Source organism: Shewanella sp. (assembly GCF_051658185.1).
Classification (GTDB): Bacteria; Pseudomonadota; Gammaproteobacteria; order Enterobacterales; family Shewanellaceae; genus Shewanella.
Window position 1 is genome coordinate 1 of the sequence record NZ_JBOFMC010000124.1, and the last position, 12,724, is coordinate 12,724.

Sequence of the window (12,724 nt, forward strand, 5' to 3'; positions counted from 1 at the left end):
GCATTAAAAAGCCATGGCCGAGGTTATCCTCGGCCATGGCTTATTTACAGCGTCATATTGGTTCCATGGACTCGAACGGAGGAAGCCCCTAGGAGCGCCCTGTTACTCGGTCTTTAAGCGTCGATCGAGTTGATCCTTAAGATTGGCGGGCACCCCTTTAATTAAAATGGTGTCAGATATCGGATCATAAATCACCCGCTGCCCTAAATGAGCGCCATCAAAACTCAATGTCACGCCGCCTCCCGTGCCGGAAAACTTTTTCAACTGGCGTAGGGTCGACTTATCGGCGGGAAACTCTTCATCGAGCTCATAACTGCCTCCCTTGGCAAAATCGTAAAACGACTCCAAGCCTTGATCGGCTAATTCATCGGCTAAGTCTTTAATCTCAATATCGGCGCCCTCATCAAAGCGCTCACTGCAATAGTCAAACACCCGATTACGGCACTGTTGCCGCTCATCTTTAGTCAACTCACTGCTGGCAACAAAATCCTCTACCGCGTTCATTAAGGTTTTGTTTTGAACCTTAGGGTTCACCCCTTCAACACAGCCCATAAAATCGAGGAAAAAATCTGCGACTTTGCGCCCTGCACGACCACGAATAAAGGAAATATATTTACGAGAATCCTTATCCGCCTGCCATTCGGTCAAATCGATCCGCGCCGCCAGTTGGATATTGCTCAAATCTAAATGATTATTTTGCGATAGCTCCATATCATCGAGTACCGTCATCGACGATTTAGCATTAAGCAGCGCCACAAACAAATAATCGCTAGTGATGCTGGTGTAGCAAGACATCAGCAGGAAACCACCTTGGCTAAAATCATATTTGGCCAACTCTTCTTGCAGTAATTTACTGGCTTGTCCGGAAAACTCCACAAAGCCCAGCGCCCCGCTGCGATAAGCTGTTAACGCATTGGCAAAGGCCGGATTGGCTTCGCCATCATCGCCATGAATGCCAAAATAGCCAAAGCCCTTACCCGCTTTACTGGTATACGTCTGATGCAATTCATCCAGCATCATCTCGACCGCTTGGCCATTTAGCAGCGGTTGCGGACGCAACCGGCAGCGCAATTGGCCTTGGCTGTCCTGGGAAATCTCGTGAATAATGGCGTGTTCGATATTAATACTCATAAGCCCTGATAGTGATGCTGGAATAAATCGGCTATTATATGCCGCTAATCCATTCCAAAGTGAAATATTTTTTGATTATGGCAATCCAATCTAAATACTCAAACGTGCAAGTTGAATCATTAATCGCTGAAGTGCTCGCTGTGTTAGAAAAGCACCAAGCCCCGACCGATCTTAGCCTAATGGCGCTGGGCAACTGCGTGACCCATTTACTCGAGCGCAAAGTGCCAAACGAATCGCGCCAAGCGGTGGCGGAGCAATTTGCTAAAGCGCTGGTGCAATCAGTCAAGTCCAATTAACTTCAGTGGGAATAAGCGTCAAAAAACATTAAGATACCATCTCTTATAGGAAATTAAGCGGATCACTATGGTCGAGCGTAAAAAGCAAATGAGCCGCGATAGGGTTTCACGGCTCATCAATTGGGGGCATTGGTTCGCCTTTTTCAATGGCCTATTAGCCATGATCGTCGGCACTCGCTATCTTAGCGGGGTCGGTTATCCTGAAACTTGGTACGGCTGGATTTATCTCACGGTCAGCACCATTGGGCAATTTAGCTTTCTTGCCTTTATCGCCTATTTGATCTGCCTCTTTCCACTGACGCTTATCTTACCCTACTCCAAGATATTACGGGGCGTTGCTGCCATACTGGCAACGCTTTGTTTGTGCCTGTTACTGTACGATACCATTGTGTATGCCGATTACGGAATGCACTTAAATCCGTTTGCCTTTAATTTGGCTTGGGCAGATCTCAATGCACTGCTGCATGGCACTTCCTATATTGTCACGCCGCTGGCCATTCTTATCCTAGAACTGACTGCCGCCAATTTTTTATGGAAACGAATAGATAAAATCCAAAAAATGAATTTAGGTCATAAAGTCATCGCCTTAGTGGGGGTATGCTTTATCAGTAGTCACCTTATTCATATTTGGGCTGATGCCGCTGATATCAATGATATCACCCGCTACGATGAGGCTTATCCGCTATCCTATCCTGCGACTGCCCGCTCCTTTATGGAAAGCCATGGGATTGACGGCGTACCATTAGCCCAAGGCAGCAATCACAGCAGCGAACTCAACTACCCACTAGCGCCGTTACAATGCCAAGCTGATCACCACACCAATGTATTGCTGATCACCATCGACAGTTTACGCACTGACATGGTTGACCCAAAAACCATGCCGTTTTTGTATCAATACACACAGCAAAATCAATCTTTTACCCAACATTATAGTGGTGGAAATCAATTTAAAACCGGCATGTTCTCACTGCTTTATGGCCTGCAAGGCAGTTATAGCGATGCGCGAATATTCAATAATGCTAGCCCGGTACTCACTCACAATTTCCAACAAGCCGGGTATCAGTTAGGGCTATTTATCCCTGAAACTAACCTCAATTTAACCTCGGCTCAGGCGATGTTTAATGACTTTACTCCATTTGTTGCCAAAGAGGCCCTAGGTAGCGCCGATGCCGATTTACAAAGCGTGGCCAACTTTCGCCAATGGCACAGCCAGCAAAGTGGCCCTTGGTTTGCTCTTGTTAATCTCAAAGCACCTGAAAATTTTGACACCCCCGTCGGCTTTTTAGGGATTGAAACAGTGCAAGCTCGCACGGCATTAAAACCCGCGCAAAAGGTTCTGTTCAATCAATATCGCCAATCCCTGCATTTTATTGATAACCAATTACAGGCCATGTTGGCAAAGGTTCCGCAAGACACGCTCGTGGTGATAACCGGCGTCAGTGGCAAAATCTTCACCAGCAACAGTGATGAAGCCCTAAGTAACCTCTCGCCTGCAAGCGTCAAAGTGCCGCTGGTCATCCACTGGCCCAATGCGCTGAGCGGTAAAGTCAATTACCGCACGAGTCATTACGGCCTAGTGCCAACATTAATGACCCAAGTACTCGGTTGCACCAATAACACCACCGATTACAGTGCTGGGCGCAATCTGCTGCAACCCAGTAAAGAAACATGGATTTATATTGGTGATAGTCGGATTTTTGCCATTTATCAGCAAGCTGAAGTGACTGTTATCGATCGCCACGGAAAGTACCGCATTTACGATGAGAACTTTGAGCAGCGCCTACGTAAAAAGATGAGCGCCCCCGAACTTATTCAAGTGATGCGTGAAGGTCGACGCCTTTATCATCATTAAAGAAGGCGTGTTATCTGTCAGTCTTAAAGCGTATTAATGGGTTAAACGTATTGATGGGTTAAGCGTATTGATGCGTTAAATATTTTGAATATGCTCATCTACAAATCAATAAAAAGGCCAGTAATCAATACTGGCCTTTTTTATCAAACGGTTAGATTACCAACCCGTTTTAGCACGCAATGCTTTGCCGATATCGGCTAACGAACGTACAGTGGTCACGCCCGCAGCTTCTAATGCCGCAAACTTGTCCGCCGCAGTGCCTTTACCGCCAGCGATAATCGCACCCGCATGGCCCATGCGCTTACCCGCTGGGGCTGTTACGCCCGCGATGTAAGACACGACGGGTTTAGTCACGTGAGCTTTAATGTAAGCCGCCGCTTCTTCTTCAGCGGTACCACCGATTTCACCGATCATCACGATGGCTTCAGTCTGTGGATCGTTTTGGAACATCTTCAGTACATCAATGAAGTTAGTACCAGGAATAGGGTCACCACCAATACCGACGCAAGTCGATTGACCGAAACCTTCGTCAGTCGTTTGCTTAACCGCTTCATAGGTCAGCGTACCTGAACGAGAAACGATACCCACTTTACCTTTCAAGTGGATGTGACCTGGCATGATACCGATCTTACATTCACCGGGGGTGATCACACCTGGGCAGTTTGGACCGATCATGCGCACGCCAGTTTCTTCTAGCTTCACTTTCACTTCCAGCATATCCAGTGTTGGGATACCTTCAGTGATACACACGATAAGCTCAATGCCACCGTCAATCGCTTCTAAGATGGCATCTTTACAAAATGGCGCAGGCACATAGATAACCGATGCCGTTGCGCCAGTCACGGCTACTGCATCTTTAACTGTGTTAAACACAGGTAAGCCTAAATGCAGCGTACCGCCTTTACCTGGAGACACACCGCCAACCATTTTTGTACCGTAGTCAATGGCTTGTTGTGAATGGAAAGTCCCTTGACCACCGGTAAAACCTTGGCAAATTACCTTAGTATCTTTATTGATTAAGACAGACATTATTTGCCCTCCGCAGCGTTAACGACTTGCTCAGCGGCATCAGTCAAACTGGTTGCAGCAATGATATCAAGACCGGATTTTGCTAATACTTCACGACCCAGTTCAGCGTTAGTGCCTTCTAAACGCACCACCACAGGAACTTTTACGCCCACTTCTTTAACAGCGCCGATGATACCTTCAGCGATCATGTCACAACGGACGATACCACCGAAAATGTTCACCAGAACGGCTTTCACATTGCTGTCAGACAAAATGATCTTAAATGCTTCAGCCACGCGCTCTTTGGTCGCGCCGCCACCGACGTCGAGGAAGTTAGCTGGCTTGCCGCCGTGCAGGTTAACGATATCCATCGTACCCATAGCAAGACCGGCACCATTCACCATACAACCTACGTTACCATCCAGAGCCACATAGTTCAGTTCGAACATCGCAGCGTGGGCTTCACGGGCGTCATCTTGAGATGGATCGTGCATAGCTTTGATTTTAGGTTGACGGAACAGTGCGTTACCATCAATACCAATTTTACCGTCTAAGCAGTGCAGGTTACCTTCAGTGGTGATAACCAGTGGGTTGATTTCCAGTAAAGCAAAATCGTGATCAACAAACATGTTCGCTAGACCCATAAAGATCTTAGTGAACTGTTTCATTTGGGTTGGGTTTAATCCCAGTTTGAAACCAAGATCACGCGCTTGGTAAGGTTGGGGACCTGTCAGCGGATCGATGATCGCTTTGTGGATAAGTTCAGGCGTTTCTTCCGCCACTTTCTCAATCTCAACGCCACCTTCAGTCGATGCCATAAACACCACACGGCGAGTCGCGCGGTCAACCACAGCACCTAAGTAAAGTTCGTTAGCGATATCAGTGCAGCTTTCAACTAAAATTTTAGCAACGGGCTGACCTTTCTCATCGGTTTGATAAGTCACCAGATTTTTACCTAACCAATGTTCGGCAAAGGCTCTGATTTCTTCTTTATCGCCAGTGACTTTTACGCCACCTGCTTTACCGCGACCGCCAGCGTGCACTTGGCACTTAACAACCCATAAATTTCCGCCAATACGGCCTGCCGCTTCTACAGCTTCTTGGGCTGTATCACACGCGAAACCTTCTGACACTGGTAAACCATATTCGGCAAATAAAGATTTTGCCTGATACTCATGTAAATTCATGATGATCTATCCATATACTTCTAATCATATCCAACTGGCCCAGAGGGCCAGTCACGAGGGTATGTCTGGCTTTTTCTTATAGATCAAGCAGCAGACGGGTTGGGTCTTCTAGGAAGTCTTTAATCGCCACTAAGAAACCGACAGACTCACGGCCATCAATAATGCGATGATCGTAGGAGAGTGCGAGGTACATCATGGGCAGAATTTCGACCTTACCATTGACTGCCATTGGGCGATCTTTAATGGCATGCATGCCTAAAATTGCACTTTGTGGCAGATTGAGGATCGGGGTCGACATTAAGGAGCCAAATACGCCGCCGTTAGTCACGGTAAAATTACCGCCGGTCATATCAGCTACAGTCAGCTTGCCATCGCGGCCTTTAATGGCCAGATCGCGCACCGCTTTTTCAATTTCAGCAAGACTCATGGTATCGGTATCACGCAATACCGGTGTCACCAGTCCACGTGGCGTGGATACCGCGATGCTCACATCGAAATAATTATGATAAATGATGTCATCGCCATCGATAGAGGCGTTGACTTCAGGGAAACGTTTGAGCGCTTCTGTCACCGCTTTGACATAAAACGACATAAAGCCTAAACGGATCCCGTGACGTTTTTCAAAGACATCCTGATATTGCTTACGGATATCCATGATAGGCTGCATATTCACTTCGTTAAACGTAGTGAGCATCGCCGTCGAGTTCTTGGCCTCCAACAGACGGTTGGCAATGGTTTTACGTAAACGAGTCATTGGCACCCGTTTTTCACTACGTCCTGCCGCTAAAGGCGCGACTGCAGGTGCAGCAGCGACGGTCGCAGCGGGGCTCGTTTTAGCTGAAGCGCTTACAAAAGCTTCTACGTCTTCTTTCGTAATACGGCCACCCACGCCAGTACCCTTGATCTTGCTGGCATCCACATTATGTTCAGCCAGTAAACGGCGCACCGAAGGACTCAAGGCATCGTTGCTTTCTTCGCTCGCAGCCACGGTCACAGCTTCGGCTTGCGCCTTAGTGACTTCTTGACCGGAAGCCGCATTGGCTACGAAGATCGCGATGACTTGTTCACCAAGCACAGTATCGCCTTCATGGAACAAAAACTGTGCGATATGGCCATCTTCAGGGGCAACCACTTCGAGTACCACTTTATCGGTTTCAATATCGACTAAATGTTGATCACGAGAAACCTGCTGACCCACTTTGACATGCCAAGTGGCAATCGTGGCATCAGCAACCGATTCTGGTAGTACGGGTACCTTAATTTCGATACTCATAAAAAACGATCCTTTTATTATTATGGCAACTACAACAGTTTTAAGGCACTGTTTACTAAAGATTCTTGTTGGTGTGTATGCAACTCTGGATAACCACAAGCTGGCGCTGCTGACGCTTCACGACCGGCATAGGTTAACTGAGCTCCCGCAGGGATCGCCGCCCAGAAATGGTGTTGGCTCGAATACCAAGCACCTTGGTTTTGCGGTTCTTCCTGACACCACACAAAATCTTTCACGTGTTGGAAATGGGCTAAGGCAACGACCATTTCCTCGTGGGGGAACGGATATAACTGTTCAACCCGGATTAGTGCGATATTGGTGATATTTTCTTTACGGCGTTTTTCCAGCAGCTCAAAGTAAACTTTGCCACTACAAAAGACGACACGATCGACTTTGCTCGCTTCTAAGGTATCGATTTCACCGATCACATTTTGGAAAGAGCCGTTGGCTAATTCTTCAAGGCTTGATACGGCTAATGGATGACGTAGCAATGACTTAGGTGACATCACCACCAGTGGCCGGCGCATAGGGCGCACCACTTGACGGCGCAGCATATGGTAAACCTGTGCTGGTGTTGAAGGGATACACACCTGCATATTGTGGTTAGCACACAGCTGTAAGAAGCGCTCTAAACGGGCACTCGAATGCTCAGGACCTTGGCCCTCATAGCCATGTGGCAGCAGCATGGTCAAACCACACAAACGGCCCCATTTTTGCTCACCGGAGGATAAGAACTGATCAATCACGACTTGGGCACAGTTAGCAAAGTCACCAAATTGGGCTTCCCAGAGGGTTAACCCGCCGGGCTCTGCCGTGGCATAACCGTATTCGAAAGCCAGCACCGAGGCTTCAGACAAAACTGAGTCAGTGATATCGATAGGACCTTGATCGTCAGACAAATTACGCAGCGGTAAATAGGTCGTCGCATCGTTTTGATTGTGCAGCACAGCATGACGGTGGAAGAAGGTCCCCCGGCCAGAGTCTTGACCTGTGATACGCACACGTTGCTTATCTTCAAGGATCGACGCATACGCTAAGGTTTCAGCAAAGCCCCAGTCGAGTAACTTCTCGCCGCTAGCCATCGCGACACGGTCACTGTAGATTTTGGCAACCCGTGAATGCAGCGGGTGGCTTTCTGGCACATAGCTCAGCTTTGTCGCCAACTGTTGCAAACGCGCCATCGGCATGGCTGCTTGATAGGCTTCATCCCACTCACGGCCAATATAAGGAGTCCAATCTACAGAGTGCAACGTCATCGGACGCCATTCTTTGACCACGCAGTCACCCTGATCTAACGCATCACGGTAGGTGTTGATCATACTGGTCACGTCATCCGCAGCGATGGAGTTTTCTGCAATGAGCTTATCTGCATAAATCTTGCGCGGCGTAGGATGTTTTTTGATCTTGGCATACATGAGCGGCTGCGTAGCACTCGGCTCATCCGCTTCGTTATGGCCATGGCGGCGATAACACACCAGATCAATCACAACGTCACGTTTAAATTGATTGCGATAATCCACCGCGAGCTGGGATACGAAGGCTACGGCTTCTGGATCGTCAGAATTCACGTGGAAAATCGGTGCCTGCACCATTTTCGCGATATCAGTACAATATTCTGTCGAGCGCACATCGTGGTGGTTTGAAGTGGTAAAGCCCACTTGGTTGTTAACCACAATGCGAATACTGCCACCGACACTAAAGCCACGAGTCTGAGACATGTTAAATGTCTCTTGCACTATGCCTTGGCCGGTAATAGCTGAGTCACCGTGAATGGTGATAGGCATCACCTGTAAACCATCTTTACAGCCACGGCGGTCTTGACGGGCACGAACTGAACCCATGACCACAGGATTGACGATTTCAAGGTGAGACGGGTTAAACGCCAATGCCAAGTGCACATTGCCACCCGGGGTTTCAAAATCCGAAGAAAACCCTTGATGGTATTTTACGTCACCTGAACCGTGGGTATCGGCATGCTTACCTGCGAACTCATCGAACAGCTCCGCCGGACGTTTACCTAAGATATTGACCAGGACGTTTAAACGGCCACGGTGTGCCATGCCCACGACAATTTCTTTGGTGCCCGCTTCGCCTGCGCGATAAATGATTTCACGCATCATCGGCACTAACGCATCGCCGCCTTCAAGGGAGAAACGTTTCGCACCGGGGAATTTAGCACCTAAATATTTTTCAATGCCTTCAGCCGCATTTAGGCCTTCGAGGATGCGGGTCTTAACACGATTATCGTAGTTTGCTTTACCGAGGGACGGTTCGAGACGCTGCTGGATCCAACGCTTTTCATCAGTGTCGGTAATGTGCATGTATTCGGCACCGATCGAACCACAATAAGTGGCTTTAAGCGCCTTGACCAGCTCCCCAAGCTTCATGGTTTCGCCACCATGGGCAAAGGAGCCGGTATTGAACTCACGGTCCATGTCTTCAGTCGTCAGACCATGGAAAGCAGGATCTAAATCGGCAACGGGTTCACGTTTCCACAATCCTAACGGATCGAGATTTGCACCTTGGTGCCCACGGAATCGATGAGCGTTAATCAGTTGGAGCACTTTAACTTGTTTAGCATCCATTTCAGGATCGGTCACCCGAGCAGAGCTCTTATGCCGACCTTCAAGGGCTAAACTACGAAAATAATCACGTACTTTAGAGTGAGCCGCTTCCGGTGCATTTTTTGCAGCACCGTTCACAGCAGGGAGATTATCAAATACCGCACGCCAATCGTCAGAGACTGACTGTGGGTCCTCTTGATAGGCTTCATACATCTCTTCTACGTAGGTCGAATTTGCACCACTTAAGTGAGATGATTCGAGCCAAGCTTTCATGATGCCTTGGTGCATTGCTATTCCTTACAAACTTTATACATGTGCTTAGCCATAATTTTTATATGCAATCTCAAGCAATTACTTTCGACGCATAAGGTCTGCCGCCTTCGATATCCCGATATACGGCGTGTTGTCTTCCATTACATACACAAAAGAGTCACAGTCTAGGATCAGACCATGACTCTCCAAGAGCTATATTATTAGTTTTATATGGTTTTTGCTCATTTTAAACTGCTCGCTTAAGCAGCATGGATTTAATATGACCAATTGCTTTAGTCGGATTAAGTCCTTTTGGACAGACATCTACGCAGTTCATAATGCCGTGGCAACGGAACACACTGTAGGCGTCGTCGAGCTCTGATAAACGTGCCTCGGTCGCAGTATCACGACTATCGATCAAGAATCGATAAGCATGCAGCAAACCGCTAGGCCCGATAAACTTATCAGGATTCCACCAGAACGATGGGCAAGCCGTCGAGCAACAAGCACACATGATACATTCATATAATCCATCTAAATGCGCACGCTCTTCAGGGGACTGTAAATGTTCACGGGCCGGTTTTTTCTCATCATTGATGAGATACGGCTTAATTTTTTCGTACTGTTTGTAAAACTGAGTCAAATCCACCACTAAGTCACGCACTACAGGCATGCCAGGTAAGGGACGGATCTGCAATTTTTTACCTTTGAAGGTCGACACGGGGGTGATACACGCCAAGCCGTTTTTACCATTCATATTGACACCGTCACTGCCGCACACGCCTTCACGGCATGAGCGACGAAATGCGAGGGTGGGATCCTGCTCTTTTAGCTTGATCAGGGCATCAAGCACCATCATATCGGTGCCATCAGCCACTTCTAAGCTGTAATCCTGCATGTAAGGTTTAGTATCTACATCAGGATTGTAACGATAAACGGCAAATTCCAATTTCATCTTTGCAACTCCTACTAGTAGGTACGCTTCTTCGGCGGGAAGGCTTCACGTAACTTAGGCGCCATATTCACGGCGCGTCGATCCATGGTTTCGGTCACAGGGTCAAACAAGCTATGACATAACCAATTGTCGTCATCACGCTCTAAGTAGTCTTCACGGGAATGAGCGCCGCGGCTTTCGGTACGGAAGTTGGCCGCATAGGCGGTAGCAATTGCCGTGGCCATCAGGTTATCTAACTCTAAACATTCAATACGTTGCGTGTTGAATTCGCGGGAGTTATCCGACAATCTGGCATTTTCTAAACGCTGACGGATGGCTTTTAACTGCTCTAAGCCTTCAGCCATGGCATCACCACGACGGAATACGGAGAAGTTTAATTGCATACAAAGTTGTAAATCCTTACGGATTTGCGCCGGATCTTCGCCAGTTTTGTTGCTTTCCCAACGGTTCAAACGCGCTAATGACGCTTGAATTTCCGCCGCAGTTGCTTCCTTAGGATCCGCAGTCTCATCGAGCGCTTTACCTAAATGTTGACCCGCCGCGCGGCCAAAGACCACTAAGTCGAGCAATGAGTTACCGCCTAAGCGGTTCGCACCGTGTACAGATACACAGGCAATCTCACCCACCGCAAATAAACCAACCACATCGTGCTCGCTGCCATCTTCATTCTTACGAATAACCTGACCACTCACCTTCGTCGGCAAACCACCCATCATATAGTGACAGGTTGGCAGAACAGGGATTGGACCATCAGCCGGATCGATGTGAGCGAAGGTACGAGATAATTCACACACGCCAGGTAGACGGGCTTCTAAAGTCTCTTTACCTAAATGATCGAGTTTCAGTAAGCAGTGTGGGCCTAACGGACCATCTAAACCACGGCCTTCACGGATTTCGGTCATCATAGAACGTGCAACCACGTCACGGGAGGCCAAATCCTTCGCGTTTGGCGCATAACGCTCCATGAAACGCTCGCCGTCTTTGTTTAGTAGGTAACCACCTTCACCACGACAACCTTCAGTCACAAGTACACCCGCTCCCGCAATACCGGTTGGGTGGAATTGCCACATTTCCATGTCTTGCATTTGCACGCCAGCGCGCATCGCCATACCGACACCGTCACCGGTATTGATATGTGCGTTAGTGGTTGAGGCGTAAATACGACCCGCACCGCCTGTTGCTAACACAGTGGCTTTGGCTTTGAAGTAAACGATGTCACCGGTTTCGATTTCTATCGCAGTACAACCTACGATGGCACCGTCGGCATTTTTCACTAAATCGAGGGCATACCACTCAGAAAACACTTGCGTTTTATGTTTAACGTTCTGTTGGTATAAGCAATGCAGTAGTGCGTGACCCGTACGGTCAGCCGCCGCTGCAGTACGTGCCGCTTGTTCGCCACCAAAGTTCTTTGATTGGCCGCCAAACGGACGTTGATAAATCTTACCGTTATCGAAACGAGAGAAAGGTAAGCCCATGTGCTCAAGTTCGATAATGGCCTCAGGACCGGTTTGACACATAAATTCGATCGCATCTTGGTCACCGATAAAATCGGAGCCTTTGACGGTATCGTACATGTGCTGCTCCCAATGATCCTCATGAGCATTACCCAGCGCAACGGTGATCCCACCCTGCGCCGACACCGTATGAGAACGGGTTGGGAAAACCTTAGATAACAGCGCGCAGCTCTTACCTTCTTTGGAGATCTGCAGTGCCGCGCGCATACCCGCACCACCAGCACCAATCACCACAGCATCAAATTCGCGTACTGGAATACTCACTTAGACACCCCACACAATAACAATGCCGGCCGCCAAATAACACAATACGGTAACGACAAAGGTGAACTGTAAAACACCACGTAACGACGTGCACTTAATGTAATCTGTCAGCACTTGCCAGACACCAATCCAAGCGTGTACCAGCAGTGCTAGCAGCGCCAAAAGCGTAAACACTTTCATCGGCAGCGCGCTAAACAGGCCATGCCATACGTCGTAGGTGAGAGGGGCACTACATGCAACAAAGCCAACCAAGAAAATGGTATAACAGGCAAGGATCACTGCACTCGCACGTAATAAAATAAAGTCATGAACACCACTGCGTCCAAAACTTGCTGCATTCGTTACCATACCCACACTCCCGCTACAATTGAAAAGGCTACCGTTAAGGCAAATGTCACTTTTGCGGAGGCGGTACCCGAAGCCAA

General features: G+C 48.3%; 10 protein-coding genes and 1 pseudogene. 2 read left to right on the top strand and 9 right to left on the bottom strand.

The genetic code is table 11. The features are described from left to right. Positions 1-102: 102 nt before the first annotated feature. Positions 103-1,131, bottom strand: a complete 1,029-nt coding sequence (gene yejK / locus ACRCZA_RS05255; protein ID WP_438673416.1) for a nucleoid-associated protein YejK — start codon at positions 1,129-1,131, stop codon at positions 103-105. 77 nt (positions 1,132-1,208) lie between these two features. Here yejK and ACRCZA_RS05260 point away from each other — a divergent pair, with 77 nt between their 5' ends. Next, on the top strand, positions 1,209-1,427 hold the full coding sequence (locus ACRCZA_RS05260) for a YejL family protein (RefSeq protein ID WP_438673417.1): 219 nt from the start codon (positions 1,209-1,211) through the stop codon (positions 1,425-1,427). Positions 1,428-1,494: 67 nt separating this feature from the next. Further along, complete coding sequence (locus tag ACRCZA_RS05265; RefSeq protein WP_438673418.1) at positions 1,495-3,279, top strand: DUF3413 domain-containing protein; 1,785 nt, start codon at positions 1,495-1,497, stop codon at positions 3,277-3,279. 156 nt (positions 3,280-3,435) lie between these two features. Here the strand turns inward: ACRCZA_RS05265 and sucD are convergent, their stop codons facing one another. From sucD to ACRCZA_RS05305, 8 genes and pseudogenes are all read right to left on the bottom strand, one after another. After that, positions 3,436-4,308 (bottom strand): succinate--CoA ligase subunit alpha, encoded by an 873-nt coding sequence (gene sucD, locus ACRCZA_RS05270; protein WP_438673419.1) that lies wholly within the window; start codon positions 4,306-4,308, stop codon positions 3,436-3,438. Continuing rightward, positions 4,308-5,474, bottom strand: a complete 1,167-nt coding sequence (gene sucC / locus ACRCZA_RS05275) for an ADP-forming succinate--CoA ligase subunit beta (protein WP_438673420.1) — start codon at positions 5,472-5,474, stop codon at positions 4,308-4,310. Before sucC ends, sucD begins: the two co-directional genes overlap by 1 nt. 76 nt (positions 5,475-5,550) lie before the next feature. Next, positions 5,551-6,747 (bottom strand): 2-oxoglutarate dehydrogenase complex dihydrolipoyllysine-residue succinyltransferase, encoded by a 1,197-nt coding sequence (gene odhB / locus ACRCZA_RS05280; RefSeq protein WP_438673421.1) that lies wholly within the window; start codon positions 6,745-6,747, stop codon positions 5,551-5,553. Between the two features lie 29 nt (positions 6,748-6,776). Beyond that, a complete protein-coding gene (sucA, locus tag ACRCZA_RS05285; protein WP_438673422.1) occupies positions 6,777-9,599 on the bottom strand; it encodes a 2-oxoglutarate dehydrogenase E1 component in 2,823 nt (940 codons plus the stop codon). A 211-nt stretch (positions 9,600-9,810) separates the two neighbouring features. Next, positions 9,811-10,518, bottom strand: a complete 708-nt coding sequence (locus ACRCZA_RS05290) for a succinate dehydrogenase iron-sulfur subunit (RefSeq protein ID WP_438673423.1) — start codon at positions 10,516-10,518, stop codon at positions 9,811-9,813. A gap of 14 nt (positions 10,519-10,532) precedes the next feature. Continuing rightward, entirely contained in the window at positions 10,533-12,299 is a 1,767-nt protein-coding gene (gene sdhA / locus ACRCZA_RS05295; RefSeq protein WP_438673424.1) for a succinate dehydrogenase flavoprotein subunit, read from the bottom strand. Then, on the bottom strand, positions 12,300-12,647 hold the full coding sequence (sdhD, locus tag ACRCZA_RS05300) for a succinate dehydrogenase, hydrophobic membrane anchor protein (protein ID WP_438673425.1): 348 nt from the start codon (positions 12,645-12,647) through the stop codon (positions 12,300-12,302). After that, positions 12,641-12,724: pseudogene (locus ACRCZA_RS05305) on the bottom strand (succinate dehydrogenase cytochrome b556 large subunit); the annotation flags it as partial. The gene sdhD and the pseudogene ACRCZA_RS05305, both read right to left, overlap by 7 nt.